The sequence below is a fragment of the Microbacterium sp. NPDC059771 genome, assembly GCF_042732495.1.
GTDB lineage: Bacteria > Actinomycetota > Actinomycetes > Actinomycetales > Microbacteriaceae > Microbacterium > Microbacterium sufflavum.
Window position 1 is genome coordinate 319405 of record NZ_JBHWHK010000001.1, and the last position, 16711, is coordinate 336115.

Consider the following 16711-nt stretch of genomic DNA (forward strand, 5'->3'; position numbering starts at 1 on the left):
ACACGCACGGTGAGGGGAGCACGGTCGTGATGGAGGTGTGGGCTCCGCGGGCACGGCGGATGCGGCTGCGGCGGCTCGCGGCCGACGGCACCGCGACCGACACGGAGCTCACGGCTGCGGCCGACGGCTGGTGGCGGGGCGACGGCATCCTGGCGGACGGCGAGCGCTACGGCTTCCTGATCGACGACGACGAGCACCTGCGCCCCGACCCCCGGTCGCGGCGGCAGCCGGACGGCGTGCACGAGGCCTCGGCCGCGTTCGACCCCGCCGCGTTCGCGTGGACCGACAGCGACTGGACCGGGAGGCAGCTCGCAGGCGGGCTGATCTACGAGCTGCACCTGGGCACGTTCACACCCGAGGGCACGCTCGACGCGGCGGTCGCCCGGCTGGACCATCTGGTCGAGCTCGGCGTGACCCACGTCGAGCTGCTGCCCGTGAACGCCGTCAACGGACGGTGGAACTGGGGCTACGACGGCGTGCTCTGGTTCGCGGTGCACGAGGAGTACGGCGGCCCGGCGGCGTATCAGCGCTTCGTGGACGCCGCGCACGCCCGGGGCCTCGCCGTGGTGCAGGACGTCGTGTACAACCACCTCGGCCCGAGCGGCAACTACCTGCCCCTGTTCGGTCCGTACCTGCGCGAGGGCGACAGCACCACGTGGGGCGACTCGGTCGACCTCGACGAGCCGGCCGTGCGGGCGTACATCATCGACAACGCCCTGATGTGGCTGCGCGACTTCCACGTCGACGGCCTGCGGCTCGACGCCGTGCACGCCCTGCACGACACCCGGCCCGTGCATCTGCTGCGCGAGCTGTCGGAGCGGGTCGACGCGCTGTCGGCGCAGCAGAACCGTCCGCTCACGCTGATCGCCGAGTCCGACCTCAACGACCCGACGCTGATCCTGCCGCGCGAGGCCGGAGGGTACGGGCTCACGGCGCAGTGGTCGGACGACTGGCACCACGCGGTGCACGTCGCGCTCACCGGCGAGACCACGGGCTACTACGAGGACTTCGCATCGCCGGAGGCCGTGGCGAAGGTCACCGACCGGGGCTTCTTCCACGACGGCACGTTCTCCACGTTCCGCGACCGCCCGCACGGAGCACCGATCCCGCCCGAGGTCCCGTCGTGGCGGCTGGTGACCTTCGCGCAGGATCACGACCAGGTCGGGAACAGGGCGGCGGGCGACCGGCTCTCCGCCACGCTCTCGCCCGATCGCCTCGCGGTCGCCGCGGTGCTCACGCTCACGGCCCCGGGCACGCCCATGCTGTTCATGGGCGAGGAGTGGGGGGCGACCACGCCCTGGCAGTTCTTCACCTCGCACCCGGAGCCGGAGCTGGGCCGCGCGGTCGCGGAGGGCCGCACGGCCGAGTTCGCGCGCATGGGGTGGGATCCGGCGGCGGTGCCCGACCCGCAGGACCCCGGCACCTTCGCCCGCTCGCACCTGGACTGGGCGGAGGTCGAGCGACCGGAGCACACGCGACTGCTGCGCCTGTACCGCGACCTCGCGCGACTGCGCCGGGAGCGGCCGGAGCTGACGGAGCCCGACACGACGCACGCGAGGGTCGAGGTGCGCGCCACCGACGGCCGCCCGGAGCATCGCGTGTACCGCATCGACCGGGGGGCGCTGTCGGTGCTGGTGAACCTCTCCCCCGCCCGGGCGGTCTTCGCGGTCGCGGACGAGGCGGTGGAGCTCGTGTCGACCGGAGCCCACACGCGCGCGGACGGCCTGCTCACGCTGCCGCCGGACAGCGCCGCGGTCGTGGGTCCGCCGTTGCACTGAGCCCCGCACGGGGAGGGGGCGGTCAGCCGCGGGCGGCCCACCATTCGCGCAGGCGCTGCTCGGCGACCTCCGGCCCGAGCACGCCCTCGTCGAGGCGCAGGTCGAGCAGGAACTTGTACGCCTCGCCCACCTCGCGGCCCGGGCGGATGCCCAGCACCTGCTGGATGCGGTTGCCGTCGAGCTCGGGGCGGATCGCGTCGAGCTCCTCCTGCTCGCGCAGCGCCGAGATGCGCGACTCGATGTCGTCGTAGGCCGCGGAGAGCCGGGCGGCTTTGCGCTTGTTGCGCGTGGTCACGTCGGCCCTGGTGAGGATGTGGAGGCGCTCCAGCAGGTCGCCCGCGTCGCGCACGTACCGGCGCACGGCCGCGTCCGTCCAGGTGCCCTCCGCGTAGCCGAAGAACCGCAGGTGCAGCTCGATCAGGGCGGCGACGGCGTCGGTCGTGGCGGTGTCGAAGCGCAGGGCCTGCAGGCGCTTGCGGGCCATGCGCGCGCCGACCACGTCGTGGTGGTGGAAGGTCACGGCCCCGCCCGGTTCGAGCTTGCGGGTGCGCGGCTTGCCGATGTCGTGCAGGAGGGCGGCGATGCGCAGCGGCACGTCGGGCGCGGCGCCGGGGTGCCGGGAGTGCTCCAGCGCGATCGCCTGGCGCAGCACCGTGAGCGAGTGCTCGTACACGTCCTTGTGGTGGTGGTGCTCGTCGACCTCGAGGCGCAGCTCGCTGACCTCGGGCAGGAACTCCTCGATGAGGCCGGTGTCGACCAGCACGCGGATGCCGCGCACCGGGTCGTCGGTCTGCATCAGCCGCACGAGCTCGGACTGGATGCGCTCGGGGCTGACGATCGCCAGGGTCTCGCGGAGCTCGGTGATCGCGGCGGCGGTGTCGTCGTCGACGCGGAAGCCGAGCTGGGCGCTGAAGCGGGCGGCCCGCAGCATGCGCAACGGGTCGTCGCCGAACGACACCCGCGGATCGGCGGGCGTGCGGAGGACCCCGGCCACCAGATCCTCCACGCCTCCGGTCGGGTCGATCAGCTTCACCGCCGGCACCTGGAGGGCCATCGCATTCACGGTGAAGTCGCGCCGCACGAGGTCGCCGTCGATCGTGTCGCCGAACTCGACCGTGGGCTTGCGGGTGACCCCGTCGTAGCTGTCGGCGCGGTACGTCGTGATCTCGACCTGCTCGCCCCGCACGCGCGCGCCGATCGTTCCGAACGCTCGACCGATGTCCCAGTGCGCCGAGGCCACGGGCTTCACGATCGCGAGGATCTGGTCGGGCGAGGCGTTCGTGGTGAAGTCGAGGTCGTGCGTCTCCCGGCCGAGCAGGGCGTCGCGCACCGGTCCGCCCACGACGGCGAGCTCGAACCCGGCCTCGGCGAACGCCTGCGCGAGGGTGCGGACGACGGGATTCTCGGCGAGCGCGCCGAGACGGGCGAGGCCGTCGGCCATGTTGAGCATGGGTTCCAGCGTACCGGGGCGCCCGCGTTCACCTCCCCGTCGTCTCGGCGTCAGGTGACGGTCATCCGGCTTCGATGGGCTGGGCGGGCCCCGTGCGGCTGAGCACGGAACCCCACCCACGAAGGACTGACATGACCTCCCCCACCCCTGCGGTGCGGTGGCGGCGTCGCGGACTCACGTCCGTCGCGCTGCTCGCCGTGCTCGGCGGCGCCGTCGTCGCTCCCGCGGCCCTCGCCGCACCCGACCCCGAGGTGCCCACCGGCTCGCTCATCACCGGCGACACCGCCTGGCACTATCTCGACGACGGCACCGACCCGTCGCCCGCCCCGGCCGCCCTGCGCGACTGGACCCTGCCCGCCTTCGACGACAGCGCCTGGAAGACCGCTCCGGGCAGCTTCGGCGCGAAGAACGGCAAGCTCGGCGCTGTCGGGCCGCAGACGCCGAAGACGCTCCTGAACCACTACCTCGACGGGGTGAAGGCGCCCACGGTCCCGACGTACTTCTTCCGCACCACGTTCGAGCTCGAGGCCGGCGTCGCCGAGCAGGTCGCAGCCCTGCAGAGCACCGTCACCTACGACGACGCGCTCGTCGTGTGGATCAACGGCACGGAGGTCGCGCGCTACGTCGACGGCCGCATCACCGACACCACCAACGTCGAGTACGCGGGCGACTCCAACGGCGACCCGCTCACCAGCACGTTCAGCGCCGAGGGCGCACTGCTGCACGACGGCACCAACACCATCGCGGTGTCGCTGTTCCAGGACCGCGCCACCAGCTCCGACATCTACTTCGACATGTCGTCGCTCACGCTCGTGCCCGCGTCCGACCCCGGTACCCCGGTGATCGCCCCGCCCACGCGCGTGATCCTCACCCCGACCGAGCGGCCCGAGGTGTCGCAGTCGTTCTCGTGGCTCGCGGGCGACGCCTCGCACACGGTCGGACAGGTCGAGATCGGCGCGGCGGCCGGCGGTGAGACGCGCGTCGTCGACGCGTACGACGCGGGGGTCGTGAACGGCAACCCGAACAAGCACTTCTCGGCCACCGTGACCGGACTCACCCCGGCGACGGAGTACCGCTACCGCGTGGGTCTCCCCGGCAGCTGGAGCGACTGGTTCACCTTCCGCACGGCCGACCCGAACGCCACCGACTTCCAGTTCCTGTACTACGGCGACGCCCAGATCGGTCTGGACACCACGTGGCCGAGCGTTGTGAAGCAGGCCGAGGCGAACGCACCGCGCTCGATCGGCTCCGTGCACGCGGGCGACCTGATCAACACGTCGAGCAACGAGAACGAGTGGCTCAACTGGTTCAAGGGCATGGAGGACTCGGCCGTCCGCACCAACGTGATGGCGGCCCCCGGCAACCACGAGTACTCCGGCGACAAGCTGCTCACGGCGTGGAAGGCCGCCTTCGAGTACCCGCACAACAACCCCTCGATGAGCTCGATCGGAGCCCTGGCCGACCTCGCGAAGGGCGACTCCCCCGTGGCGCAGCAGTACCGCGCGTTCTTCGAGCACTGGAGCGCGTTCGCCGCGGAGACCGCGTACTACACCGACTACCAGGGCGTGCGCTTCATCACGCTGAACGCGACGCGCGACACGACCTTCCTCACCCCGGCCGGCCTCCCGTCGTGCTCGGGCGCGGACTGCCCGTCGTCGCAGATCGGCACGCTGTGGACGCGGTTCCAGGCGGCGTGGCTCGACCTGCTGCTGCAGAACAGCCCCTCGAAGTGGAACGTCGTGACCTTCCACCAGCCGGTGTTCTCGGCGTCGGCCGGCCGTGACGAGCCGGTGCTGCGTGCCGAGTGGCTGCCCGTGTTCCAGCGCAACGACATCGACCTGGTGCTGATGGGCCACGACCACACGTACGCCCGCGGCTACGTGAACACCGACGCGACCGACACCCCCGGCCTCACCACGGGACCCGTGTACGTGGTGTCGAACTCGGGCGCGAAGCACTACGACCTGGAGACGCCGGAGAAGAACGTCTGGACCAACAACGGCGCCACCCAGGTGCTGCGCGGCGAGGGCGTGACCACGTACCAGGTGATCGACGTGTCGAAGAACCAGCTCGTGTACCGGTCGTACCTGGCGGAGAAGACGGCGTCCGCGTCGACCGACCTGCCCGTGGGCGCCGTGTACGACACGTTCACGGTGACGAAGTCCGACGCGGGCGAGAAGTGGGTGACCGAGGCCGGGGTCACTCCCCCGGTGACCGAGGAGCCGGAGCCCGAGCAGCCCGCGTCCGTCGAGCTGGGCGCGACCACGGTCGCGGCCGGCGGCACGGTCACGGTCTCGGGCAGCGGCTTCGCGGCGGGTGCCGAGCTGCAGCTGGAGCTCCGCAGCGACCCGGTGTCGCTGGGCACGGTGACGGCCGCGGCCGACGGGTCGTTCTCCCGCACCGTCACGATCCCCGCGGCCACCCCGGCCGGTGCGCACACGCTCGCCGTGATCCTGCCGGACGGCACCGAGGTCACGGCCGCGATCACCGTGACCGCGGCCGCGGGCGGCGGGGCGACCACTCCGGGCCAGGGCGGCTCGGGCGGCGCGAGCGACGGCGATCTCGCGACGACCGGTGCCGACAGCGTGCCGTACATCGTCGCCGCGGTCGTGCTGCTCGCCGCGGGCCTCGGCCTGTTCGCGCTGCGCCGCCGTCGTGCGCTGGCGACGGAGGCCTCGACGGTGGAGTCCGCCGAGGCGGAGTAGCCGCCCGCGTGACCGAGGGCGCCGCCGGGGCTTCGGCTCCGGCGGCGCCTTCGCGCGTCGTGGTCCTGGGATAACCTTCACGTGCCCGAACCCGCGAAGGAGAACCCGTGCCCGCGAACGATGTGATGGCCGACGAGACCGACCGGATCGTGGCCGCGGCCCTACAGGTGAACGGGCGGGCGTCGTGGGGTGAGATCGCGCGCGCCATCGACCTGCCGGAGCGCACGGTCGCCCGCCGTGGACAGCGTCTGCTCGATCGCGGCCTCGTACGGGTCTCCACCTACGTCGACCCGGCGAGGGTGCTGCACGCCCGGGCCGTGCTGTTCCGCATCACGACCGAGCCGCACGCGCTGTGGCACGTCGCCCGCACGCTCGCGCGGCGCACCGACGCCTCCTCGGTGTCGGTCCTGGAGGGCAGCAGCGACATCGCGGGCATGCTGCTCCCCCACGACGACGCGTCGATCCGCGAGCTGCTGTTCACCGATTTCCCGGAGGTCGACGGCATCGCGTCGATCAACGTCACCACGGTGCTGAAGTTCTTCCGCTCGGGGCACGACTGGCGGGTGGGCGTGCTGACCGACGAGCAGGTGCACATGCTCGACGAGTCGTCGGGCTCGGAGGTCGATCCGGCCGATGCGCTGAGCGCCGACGAGGAGGCGCTGATCCGGCTGCTGCTGAAGGACGGGCGGATGCCGGTGGCGCAGCTCGCCCGCGCCCTGGGCCTCAACGTGACCACGACCCGGCGCCGCATGGAGTCGCTGAACCGGCGCGGCCTGATGCATCCGCGCACCGAGATCGTGCCGAGCCTGTTCGGGCTGGGCCTGGAGGCGCTCGTGTGGCTGCGCGTGCCGATGGACCGGCTGGAGAAGGTGGGCACGGCTCTGGCCGCGGCTCCGGAGGTGAAGTTCATCGTGGCGACGACGGGCACCTCGCAGCTGCTCATGAACGTGCTGGTGACCGATGCCGACGCGTTCTACGACTTCCTCACGGGACCGGCGGTCGCGGGGCACGACGGGCTCGAGGTCGTGGAGTCGCTCGTCGTGATCACCCCGGTGCTTCGCGGCTCGCTGATCGTCGACGAGGCGCCCGAGGCGCTGGCGCAGGACATGCCGACGGGAGCCATCCGGCTATAGGCCGATTCTGTTACGGGAGTGTAAAGAAATGGCGAGATCGTTCGCTATAGCTTGACCTAGTGGCGAAATAGGGCGAGTATCCTCTCCAGGGCCATCACCCCTGGAGAGGACGATCGTGTTCACGGCTACTGGAGACGACTGGGCGGACCGCGCGGCGACGCTCACCCTGCGCACCCGCATGTTCATCGACGGCGCGTGGGAGGACGGCACCGCCGAGCCGCTCGCCCCGGTCAGCCCGCGTGACGGTCGCGCCCTGCCGCCCATCGCCGCCGCCTCGGACGCCGACGTCGACCGCGCCGTCCGCTCGGCCCGCGCCGCGTTCGACTCCGGCGTCTGGTCGCGCATCGCCCCCCGCGAGCGCGGGCAGCGCCTGATCGCGTTCGCGCAGCTCATCCACGACAACGCCGAAGAGCTCGCCCTCACCATCTCGCTGGAGATGGGCAAGCCCGTGCGCGAGGCCCTGCAGACCGAACTGCGCGCCGTGGTGAACTGCTTCCGCTGGTACGGCGAGGCCGTCGACAAGGTGCTCGACGAGCTGCCCGTCACCGCGCCGGGCAGCCTCGCCCTCGTCACCCGCGAACCCGCCGGTGTGGTCGCCGCCGTCGTACCGTGGAACTTCCCGCTCACGATGACCGCGTGGAAGCTCGCCCCCGCGCTCGCGGTCGGCAACAGCGTGGTGCTCAAGCCCGCCGAGCACACCACCTTCTCCGCACTCCGCCTCGCCGAGCTCGCGCACGAGGCGGGCATCCCCGCCGGCGTGCTCAACGTCACCCCCGGTGCCGGGCACATCGCCGGCCGGGCCCTCGGCGAGCACCACGACGTCGACGTCGTCACCTTCACCGGCTCCCCCGAGGTCGGCCGCCGGTTCCTCGGCTACGCCGCCGCCTCGAACGGCAAGCGGGTGTGGCCCGAGCTGGGCGGCAAGACCGCGAGCCTCGTGCTCCCCGACGCCGACCTGGAGCGCGCCGTGCGGGCGACCGCCGACGGCTGCTTCTACAACCAGGGCCAGATGTGCACGGCCTCGTCGCGGCTGCTCGTGCCGCGGGCGCAGCGTGACCGCGCCCTGGAGATCGCCGCCGACGTGGCCCGCACCACGCTCCCGGCCGACCCGTTCGACGTGGGCACCTCGATGGGCGCGATCGTCAGCGAGAAGCAGCTCTCCGGCATCGCCGGCTTCGTGGAGCGGGCACAGGCCGAGGGCGGCGAGCTGGCGGCCGGCAGCCCCGAGCGCTTCGCCGCGGTCGACGGCGGCAGCTACTTCGCCCCCGTCGTGCTCGGGGTCACCCCGCAGCACGAGGTCGCACAGCGCGAGGTGTTCGGCCCGGTGCTCTCGGTCATCGCGTACGACGACGTGGAGGAGGCCCTGGCCATCGCCAACGGCACCGAGTACGGGCTCGCCGCCGCGCTGTGGAGCACCGACCTCAACGCCGTGCACACCCTCTCGCGGCGCCTGCGCGCCGGGGTCGTGTGGGTCAACTGCTTCGAGGAGGGCGACATGACCATCCCGTTCGGGGGCGTCAAGGGCTCCGGCTTCGGGCGCGACAAGAGCCTGCACGCGATGGAGAAGTTCACCGACCTCAAGACCACCTGGATCGAGCTGTCGTGACCCGCCCGCTCATCGGCATCACCACGTGGCGCCGCCTCATCGACACCGACCTCGGCACGGGTCGCCCGGCCCACACGCTCGGTGCCGAGTACGCCGCGCCGGTCGAGGCGGCCGGCGGCGCCGTCGTCCTGCTGCCGCCCACCGGCGGGGTGGACGAGGTGCTCGACCGTCTCGACGGGCTGGTGCTCTCCGGCGGGGAAGACGTGCACCCCTCCCGCTACGGCGCCGCCCCGCAGGACGACAAGACGTACGACTCCGCCCGCGACGGCTACGAGATCGCCCTGGCCCTCGGTGCCCGCGACCGCGGCCTCCCCGTGCTCGCGATCTGCCGCGGCCTGCAGGTGAGCACCGTGGCCTTCGGCGGCTCGCTGATCGTCGACATCCCCGCCACCGAGCATCACCATCCGGTGCGCGGCGCCGACGAGCAGCTCTCGGCACGCCACCCCGTCGTGTTCGCCGAGGACAGCCGCCTCGCCGCCCTGTACGGCACGACCGAGCGGACCGTGAACACCATCCACCACCAGTCCGTCGATCGGTCCGCGCCCGGCCTGCGGCCCGTGGCCTGGGCGCCCGACGGCATCGTCGAGGCCGTCGAGACCGACGGCGACTGGCCCTTCTGGGCGGTGCAGTGGCACCCCGAGAAGATGATCGACCCCGATGAGGCCGCCGAGGAGCGCCCGCTGTTCGCGGCGTTCGTCGAGGCCGCCCGTGAACGAGCGGCGGAATCCTCCGCCGCAAAGAAAGGAACCCGATGACCAAGCAGATCTTCCTCGAGTACGAGAACGGCGTCCGCGCCGTCGCCACGCTGTTCGAGGACCTCGCCCCCCGCACGTGCGAGGCGATGTGGGGCGCGCTGGAGAAGCCGGTCACCATGCAGACCATGCACGCGATGTACGCCGGGCCCGAGGTCATGATGGGACTGCCCGAGGAGGCGCAGAACTTCGACCCGGAGGCCGTGCCCGCCGAGAACCAGCAGGTCGTGCCCGCACCCGGTGATCTGCAGTGGTACTGGCAGCGCCCGATGCAGATGGGCGGACTGCCGTTCGAGTGGTATGAGATCGGCGTCTTCTACGATCGTGGTGCCCGTATTCTCGGCCCGCTCGGATGGACACCCGTCAACATCTGGGCCGGCATCACCGAAGGACTCGCGGAGTTCGCTCAGGAGAGCGCCGCGATCCGCATCGACGGAGCGAAGCAGCTCACCCTCGGACGCCTCTAGGCGTCACCCCTCCCCCCGTGCTGGACCCATCCCGAAGGAGCAGTGCATGAACACCCGCAGAATCCTCACCGCCGGAGCGCTCGTCGCCACCGGCGCCCTCGTCCTCGCCGGCTGTGCCGCCGGTGACGACGAGTCCTCCGCGTCCGGCGGCGAGAAGGAGTTCGCCGGCGAGACCCTGGTCGTCACGTCGTTCGGCGGCGACTGGGAGAAGGCCTTCATCGAGGCCGTCGTCGACCCGTTCGAAGAGGAGACGGGCGCGAAGGTCGAGCTGATCACCCTGTACAGCGCCGACGCGCTCGCGCAGGTCACCGCCCAGAAGGCGAGCCCGCAGATCGACGTCGTGCACTTCTCCGGCGGCCAGGAGTTCACCGCCGCCGAGCAGGGCCTCATCGCGCCGATCGCCGCCGACGACCTGTCGGAGTCCGGCGACCTGATCGACATCGCGACCGCCGGTCTCGAGCGCGGCGAGGGCCCCGTCATCCAGCTCGCCCCGATCGGCCTGGTCTACAACACCGAGGCGGACGCTCCGGCGCCCACCTCGTGGGAGGACCTGTTCGACGACGCGTACGCCGGTCACATCGCGCTGACCGACTTCTCGAACACGTACGGCGTGCTGTCGATGCTGCGGGTGGCCGACACCCTCGGCGGCGGCATCGACGACCCGTCCGAGGCGATCTCGGAGCTCGGGGCCCTGGCCTCGTCGGGCGACGCGATCGTGGTGCCGACCTCGCCCGACCTGCAGACCGCGTTCGCCCAGCGCGACACCTGGCTCGCCCCGTACGCCATGGACTACGCGGGCACGCTGCAGGACGCGGGTCTCCCGGTGGAGTTCATCGTGCCCGAGGAGGGTGCGACGGCGTCGCTCATCACCGCGAACGTGGTCGAGGGTCGCGACAACCCCGACCTGGCGAAGCTGTTCATCGACTTCGAGCTGCGCCCGGAGGCGCAGGCCGTCTTCGCGGAGAACATGCGCTACTCCCCGGTCAACACCAAGGCCGAGCTGTCGGACGAGGCGGCCGAGTCCGTGCTGACCGGCGACGAGCTCGACGACGTCGTCGTCTACGCGCCCGGCGACATCGCCGCGTCGCGTCAGGCGTGGACCGACGAGTGGAATGCGCTGATCACCAAATGAGCGTCCGAACCCGTAGGGAGCCCTGGCTCCTGCTCCTGCCGGCGATCGTGCTGCTCGCGCTCGCCTTCCTCACCCCGGTGGCCGGCATGCTTCTCATGAGCGTGCAATCGCCGGCAGGCGGGTTCACCCTCGACAACTTCACCCGCTTGTTCGCGAGCGAATATCACCTCCAGGCGGCGCTGCGTTCGCTCCGCCTGGGGGTGATCCAGACGGTGATCACGCTGGTCATCGCCATCCCGCTGTCGTACATCATGGCCAGGGCCGGCTCGAAGGTGCGCTCGTTCCTGCTGATCGTGGTGATCCTGCCGCTGATGACCAGCGTCGTGGTGCGCACGTTCGGCTGGGTGGTGCTGATGGGTCCGTCGGGCCTGATGATGCAGATCCCCGGCGCGGAGCTCCTCGTCGGCGGCACCCAGGGCTTCCTCGGCACCGAGACGGGCGTGGTGATCGCGATGGTGCAGGTGCTCCTGCCGTTCGCGGTGCTCAGCATCCTCGGCGTGATCTCCGGCATCAGGCCGCAGCTGGAAGAGGCGTCGCGCACGCTCGGCGCCGGCTTCTGGCGCACGCTGCGCCACGTGGTGCTGCCGCTGTCGGTGCCGGGCATCGTCGCGGGCGCCTCGCTGGTGTTCGTGCTGTCGGTGAGCTCGTTCATCACCCCCCGCTTCATCGGCGGCTCGCAGATCCCCGTGTTCGCGCAGACCATCTACGTCGACGCGACCACCAACCTCGACTGGGCGTTCGCGGCGGCGCAGGCCGTGCTGCTGTTCGCGGGCGTCATGCTCGTGCTCGCGGCCACGTCCCGGCTCGGGAAGCAGAAGGTGTGACCATGGTCCGTTCCGTTCCGATCCTCGGCCGGATCCTCGCGATCCTCCTCGGCGTCGTCGTGACGCTGTACATGCTCGTGCCGCTGCTCGTCGTCGCCGGCGCCTCGGTGGGCGAGAACCGCTTCCTCACGTTCCCCGGTCAGGGCTTCACGCTCGACTGGTACGTGGAGGCGCTCACCTCCGACACCTACCTGGAGCCGTTCCGCCTGAGCCTCGTGGTGGGTGTGACGGTCGCGATCGTCGCCGCGGCGATCGGCACGGCGGCCGCGCTGGCGCTCACCCGCTTCCGCGTCCCCGGCGGGGCCGCGATCCAGGCGCTGCTGATGTCGCCGCTGACGATCCCCACGATCATCCTCGCCATCGGTGCGCTGTCGATCGCGTCCCTGACGATCGGCTCGCCGAACGTCGGCGTGCTGATCGCGATCCACGTGGTCATCGCCATCCCGTACGTGATGCGCACCGTGACCGGGGTGATGACGCGCGCCGACCACTTCACCGAGGAGGCCGCGCGCACCCTCGGCGCCAGCACCTGGAACCGCTACCGGCTCGTCGTGCTCCCCATCGCCCGCCCCGGCATCGCGGCCGGCGCGTTCTTCGCCTTCAACATCTCGTTCGACGATGCGGTCATCGCCCTCTTCCTGCGCACTCCGCAGCTGGAGACGCTGCCCATCGCCATCTACGGCCAGCTGGAGTTCAGCACGTCGCCCACCGTGGCGGCCGTCTCGACCCTCATGGTCCTGCTCACCGTCGTCCTCATGATCGTCCTCGAACGCATCATCGGCCTGGGAAGGTTGTTCGTCTGATGACAACGCTCACCATCACCTCACTCACCAAGGACTTCAAGGGGACGAAGGTGCTCAAGGGCATCGACCTCTCGATGCGGTCCGGCGAGTTCGTCTCGCTGCTCGGTCCGTCGGGCTGCGGCAAGACCACGCTGCTCCGCTGCATCGCCGGGCTCGAGTCGCCCACCAGCGGCACGATCGAGATCGCGGGACAGGACGTCACGAAGCTGCCGCCCGAGAAGCGGCACCTCGGCATGATGTTCCAGAGCTATGCGCTGTTCCCGCACATGAGCGTGGTCGAGAACGTGCGCTTCGGGCTGCGGATGGCCGGCGACAAGCCCAAGGCCGAGCAGAAGGAGCTCGCGGTGCGGGCGCTGGAGCGCGTGCAGATGGGTCACCTCGCCGACCGCATGCCCGCCCAGCTGTCCGGCGGCCAGCAGCAGCGCGTGGCCCTCGCCCGAGCGATCGCGTTCGAGCCGCGGGTGCTGCTGCTCGACGAGCCCCTGTCGAACCTCGACGCGCGACTGCGGGAAGACATGCAGGTCGAGCTGAAGGAGCTGCACCGCACCCTCGGCCTCACCACGGTGTTCGTCACGCACGACCAGGAGGAGGCCATGAGCCTGTCCGACCGGATCGTACTGATGAACGGCGGCGTGATCGAGCAGGAGGGTGCGCCCGCCGAGCTGTACGGCTCCCCGCGCACCCCGTTCGCGGCGGACTTCATCGGGGCGGCGAACCTGCTCCCCGCGACCCGCTCCGGTGTGACCGCGACGGTCGACGGCACGGGCGTGCAGGTGCCGCTGACCGGTGCGGGCGCCGACGGCTCGGGCGAGGTGGTGCTGCGTCAGGAGGACCTGCACCTGGCGCCGGCGGTCGGCGCGGACGCCCCGGTGGCGGTCGAGGTCGTGGCGCACGTGTACCGCGGTGCCGACGTGGTCTACATCGTCGAGTTCGCCGGGAAGCGGCTGCGCGTCGTCCGCCCCCGCCACGAGCAGCCGATCCCCGAGGGCCCCGCCGGCCTCGGCTGGCGCGACGGCGCCGTGCTCTGGATCCCCGCCGCCTGACCCGCCCTCGACCATTCACAACTCCGGAGTTCTCGGGCGACACGTCGTCTCCTGCGCTGCGATCCGGCCATGGGGCTCGATTTCTCCGGAGTTGTGAACAGCGCCCAACCCCTGCGGAGCCGCCCCGCCCGGTCATAGGATCGGCGCATGGCCGACGAAGACTCCCCCTCCCCGTCTCCCGCCCCCCGCGACACGTCCCGCCGCGGGTTCTTCAAGGTGGGGGGTGCCGCACTCGCGGGGGCCGTCATCGGCGGGGCCGGAGGCGCGGCGATCGGCGCGTCCGTGGCGGGGAACAACCCGCGCGACGGCTTCGCGACCGGCGATGATCCGTTCGCCGCCCTCACGCCGCGGAAGGAGCCGGGCTTCGACCACGTGGTCGTGGTGATGGGCGAGAACCGCTCGTTCGACAACCTGCTCGGCTACCTCTACACGAAGGACAACCTGCCGAAGGGCGAGACGTTCGAGGGTCTCGCGTTCGGCTCGCACAGCAACACGGCCGCCGACGGCACCGTGGTCGATGCGCATGTCTACCAGGGCGACACCGACCGGATCATGAGCCTGCCCGACCCCGACCCGGGCGAGGAGTACCCGCACGTCAACACCCAGATCTTCGGCACGGTCGACCCGAAGACCAACGCCGACCTGTTCGTCGACCAGATGTCCGCGCCGTTCAACGCCCCGACGCACGGTGAGAAGGCGACGATGTCGGGCTTCCTCGAGGACTACATCATCAACTTCCGGCGGCTCCGCGGCGGCACGGAGCCGAGCGTCGACGAGGCCCGGCACATCATGGGCTCGTTCTCGCCCGAGATGCTGCCGGTGCTGTCGACCCTGGCGTCGGAGTTCGCCGTGTTCGACCACTGGTACGCGGCCGTCCCCTCGCAGACGTTCTGCAACCGCTCGTTCTTCCACGCGTCCACCTCGCACGGGTTCGTCACGAACCAGGCCGGCGGCGGCTACAAGAAGTGGATCGACGCCCCCGCGGCACCCACCGTGTTCAACCGGCTGGAAGACGCGAAGGTCAGCTGGAAGATCTACATCGACAAGCTGCAGCTCGTGTCGTTCACGGGCATGCTGCACGCCGCGGTGCTGGAGAAGTACTGGCGCACCGAGCACTTCGGCACGATGGAGGACTTCTACGCCGATGCGAAGAACGGCACCCTCCCCGCCTACGCGTTCATCGAGCCGCGGATGGTCTACGACCACAACGACTTCCACCCGCCGTTCGGGTCGCCGCGGGAGAGCGTGGTCGACGGCGAGCCGGTGTTCGACAGCGCCATCTCGGACGTGCGCGCCGGGGACCGCCTGATCCACGACATCTACGAGGCGGTGCGCACGAGTGCGACGCCCGACGGCTCGAACGCCGTGAACACCCTGCTGCTCATCACGTTCGACGAGCACGGCGGCTGCTACGACCACGTGCCGCCGCCCGCCGCCACGAAGCCGACGCCCGACACGAAGGCCGGCGAGATGGGCTTCACGTTCGACCGTCTGGGCTGCCGGGTGCCCGCGATCGCGGTGTCGGCGTACACACGCCGCGGCACCATCATCCACGACGAGATGCACCACGGCTCGGTCACCGCGACGCTGTCGCGGTTGCACGGCCTGAAGCCGCTCAACGACCGTGACCAGTCGGCGAACACTCTCATGAACGTGGTGAACCTCGACAGGCCGCGGCATCCGGCCGACTGGCCCGTGACCACCCCGGCCTACACGCCGCCGAACCCTGAGGAGGGCACGCCGCAGCCGAACGAGGCGGACCACCTCAAGCCGCTGACCCCGCCGGGACGCGGGCTGCTCGGCCTGCTCATCGCGCGCTACGGCACGCCCGGCGAGCCTGAGCCGCAGACCTTCGCCGACGCGTACAAGCTCCTGCACGAGCACGGCGAGGAGCTGTTCGGCCCCGCGAAGGGCTGATCCGAGCCGCGGACGGCGCGGGGCGACCGGCGTCAGGCGACCGGGTCGCCCTGCACGGGTCCCTCCGTGTTCGGCTTCCACCCGAGCGCCGGGGCCACGTGCTCCGCGAACGCCTCCAGCACGTGCAGGTTGTACTCCGGGCCGAGCTGGTTGGGGATCGTGAGCATGAGGGTGTCCGCGGCCATCACGGCCTCGTCCGCGAGCAGCTGCTGGATGAGCACGTCGGGCTCCGCGGCGTAGGTCTTGCCGAACGTGGAGCGGAACCCGTCGATCACGCCGATCTGGTCGCCGTTCTCCTCGCTGCGCAGCCCGAAGTAGGCGCGATCCATGTCGGAGATCAGCGGGAAGACGCTGCGGCTCACCGACACCCGCGGGGTCCCGGTGTGCCCGGCCTCCTTATACGCGGCGCGGAACAGGTCGATCTGCTCGCGCTGCAGCTCGTGGAACGGCTGTCCCGTGGCCTCGGTCACGAGGGTGGAGCTCATCATGTTGAGGCCCTGGCGTCCGGTCTCCTCGGCCGTGGCGCGCGAGCCGGAGCCCCACCAGATGTGGTCGCGGAGGGTGGGCGACTGCGGCTCGATGGCCAGGTACTGCCCGGCACCCACCATGCGCGGGTCGCCAGGGGCGAGGCGCTCCCCGTCGATGGCGCGCAGGAAGACCTCGAACTTCTCGCGCGCCAGCACACTGCCGCGCTCCGGGTCCTCCGTGTCGCGGAAGCCGAACGTCTCGTAGCCGCGCAGCGCGGTCTCGGGTGAACCTCGGCTCACGCCGAGGGCGATGCGGCCGTCGGCGATGAGGTCGAGCGCGGCGGCCTCCTCCGCGAACTGGAAGGGGTTCTCGTAGCGCATGTCGATCACTCCGGTGCCGACCTCGATGCGCTCGGTGCGCGCGGCCATGGCGGTCAGCAGCGGCATGGGGGAGGCGGCCTGGCGCGCCCAGTGGTGCACGCGCACGTACGCGCCGTTCACGCCCAGCTCGTCGGCCCCCTCCGCGATCTCGATCGTCTGCTTCAGCATGTCGCCCGCGGTGCGGGTCGCCGAGCCGGGCACGTCTGCGTAGTGCCCGAAGGAGAGGAATCCGAAAGCCTTCATGATGTATTCG

Annotated in this window: 13 protein-coding genes; 11 read left to right on the forward strand and 2 right to left on the reverse strand. The window is 71.2% G+C overall.

What is annotated here, in order from left to right; genetic code table 11:
- Window positions 1-29: 29 nt before the first annotated feature.
- Complete coding sequence (gene treZ, locus ACFV3I_RS01575; protein WP_378822225.1) at window positions 30-1778, forward strand: malto-oligosyltrehalose trehalohydrolase; 1749 nt, start codon at window positions 30-32, stop codon at window positions 1776-1778.
- 22 nt (window positions 1779-1800) lie between these two features.
- On the opposite strand, the gene ACFV3I_RS01580 is transcribed toward treZ, so the two are convergent.
- Complete coding sequence (locus ACFV3I_RS01580; RefSeq protein WP_247982465.1) at window positions 1801-3228, reverse strand: CCA tRNA nucleotidyltransferase; 1428 nt, start codon at window positions 3226-3228, stop codon at window positions 1801-1803.
- A 131-nt stretch (window positions 3229-3359) separates the two neighbouring features.
- On the opposite strand from ACFV3I_RS01580, the gene ACFV3I_RS01585 reads away from it, so the two are divergent.
- The 10 genes from ACFV3I_RS01585 to ACFV3I_RS01630 all read left to right on the forward strand — a co-directional run bounded on the left by ACFV3I_RS01585 (window position 3360) and on the right by ACFV3I_RS01630 (window position 15610).
- The gene (locus ACFV3I_RS01585; protein ID WP_378822226.1) at window positions 3360-5933 is read left to right on the forward strand and encodes a fibronectin type III domain-containing protein; all 2574 of its coding nucleotides are present in this window, start codon (window positions 3360-3362) and stop codon (window positions 5931-5933) included.
- A gap of 107 nt (window positions 5934-6040) precedes the next feature.
- On the forward strand, window positions 6041-7066 hold the full coding sequence (locus ACFV3I_RS01590; RefSeq protein ID WP_136035212.1) for an Lrp/AsnC family transcriptional regulator: 1026 nt from the start codon (window positions 6041-6043) through the stop codon (window positions 7064-7066).
- 115 nt (window positions 7067-7181) lie between these two features.
- Window positions 7182-8672: an aldehyde dehydrogenase family protein gene (locus ACFV3I_RS01595; RefSeq protein WP_136033798.1), complete on the forward strand. Its 1491-nt coding sequence runs from the start codon at window positions 7182-7184 to the stop codon at window positions 8670-8672.
- Window positions 8669-9427 (forward strand): gamma-glutamyl-gamma-aminobutyrate hydrolase family protein, encoded by a 759-nt coding sequence (locus ACFV3I_RS01600; RefSeq protein ID WP_378822228.1) that lies wholly within the window; start codon window positions 8669-8671, stop codon window positions 9425-9427. The genes ACFV3I_RS01595 and ACFV3I_RS01600 overlap by 4 nt, the downstream gene beginning before the upstream one ends.
- A complete protein-coding gene (locus ACFV3I_RS01605; protein WP_136033794.1) occupies window positions 9424-9891 on the forward strand; it encodes a DUF3830 family protein in 468 nt (155 codons plus the stop codon). The genes ACFV3I_RS01600 and ACFV3I_RS01605 overlap by 4 nt, the downstream gene beginning before the upstream one ends.
- Before the next feature lie 46 nt (window positions 9892-9937).
- The gene (locus ACFV3I_RS01610) at window positions 9938-11023 is read left to right on the forward strand and encodes an ABC transporter substrate-binding protein (protein WP_136045691.1); all 1086 of its coding nucleotides are present in this window, start codon (window positions 9938-9940) and stop codon (window positions 11021-11023) included.
- Window positions 11020-11847 carry an ABC transporter permease gene (locus tag ACFV3I_RS01615; protein WP_136037433.1) on the forward strand — a complete coding sequence of 276 codons (828 nt, stop codon included), beginning with the start codon at window positions 11020-11022 and terminating at the stop codon, window positions 11845-11847. Before ACFV3I_RS01610 ends, ACFV3I_RS01615 begins: the two co-directional genes overlap by 4 nt.
- A 2-nt stretch (window positions 11848-11849) precedes the next feature.
- A complete protein-coding gene (locus ACFV3I_RS01620) occupies window positions 11850-12650 on the forward strand; it encodes an ABC transporter permease (RefSeq protein ID WP_206252167.1) in 801 nt (266 codons plus the stop codon).
- Window positions 12650-13693, forward strand: a complete 1044-nt coding sequence (locus tag ACFV3I_RS01625; RefSeq protein ID WP_136037432.1) for an ABC transporter ATP-binding protein — start codon at window positions 12650-12652, stop codon at window positions 13691-13693. The genes ACFV3I_RS01620 and ACFV3I_RS01625 overlap by 1 nt, the downstream gene beginning before the upstream one ends.
- A gap of 147 nt (window positions 13694-13840) precedes the next feature.
- Window positions 13841-15610 (forward strand): alkaline phosphatase family protein, encoded by a 1770-nt coding sequence (locus ACFV3I_RS01630; protein WP_378822229.1) that lies wholly within the window; start codon window positions 13841-13843, stop codon window positions 15608-15610.
- A 32-nt stretch (window positions 15611-15642) separates the two neighbouring features.
- Here ACFV3I_RS01630 and ACFV3I_RS01635 read toward each other — a convergent pair whose 3' ends face one another.
- On the reverse strand, window positions 15643-16701 hold the full coding sequence (locus tag ACFV3I_RS01635; protein WP_378822231.1) for an LLM class flavin-dependent oxidoreductase: 1059 nt from the start codon (window positions 16699-16701) through the stop codon (window positions 15643-15645).
- Window positions 16702-16711 lie beyond the last annotated feature (10 nt).

Bases quoted from the DNA above. Each gene is read 5' to 3' on its own strand.
- ACFV3I_RS01630 (WP_378822229.1), top strand. From the start codon at position 13,841: ATGGCCGACGAAGACTCCCCCTCCCCGTCTCCCGCCCCCCGCGACACG.
- ACFV3I_RS01615 (WP_136037433.1), top strand. From the start codon at position 11,020: ATGAGCGTCCGAACCCGTAGGGAGCCCTGGCTCCTGCTCCTGCCGGCG.
- ACFV3I_RS01620 (WP_206252167.1), top strand. From the start codon at position 11,850: ATGGTCCGTTCCGTTCCGATCCTCGGCCGGATCCTCGCGATCCTCCTC.
- ACFV3I_RS01580 (WP_247982465.1), bottom strand. From the start codon at position 3,228: ATGCTCAACATGGCCGACGGCCTCGCCCGTCTCGGCGCGCTCGCCGAG.
- ACFV3I_RS01635 (WP_378822231.1), bottom strand. From the start codon at position 16,701: ATGAAGGCTTTCGGATTCCTCTCCTTCGGGCACTACGCAGACGTGCCC.
- ACFV3I_RS01585 (WP_378822226.1), top strand. From the start codon at position 3,360: ATGACCTCCCCCACCCCTGCGGTGCGGTGGCGGCGTCGCGGACTCACG.
- treZ (WP_378822225.1), top strand. From the start codon at position 30: ATGGAGGTGTGGGCTCCGCGGGCACGGCGGATGCGGCTGCGGCGGCTC.
- ACFV3I_RS01610 (WP_136045691.1), top strand. From the start codon at position 9,938: ATGAACACCCGCAGAATCCTCACCGCCGGAGCGCTCGTCGCCACCGGC.
- ACFV3I_RS01605 (WP_136033794.1), top strand. From the start codon at position 9,424: ATGACCAAGCAGATCTTCCTCGAGTACGAGAACGGCGTCCGCGCCGTC.
- ACFV3I_RS01625 (WP_136037432.1), top strand. From the start codon at position 12,650: ATGACAACGCTCACCATCACCTCACTCACCAAGGACTTCAAGGGGACG.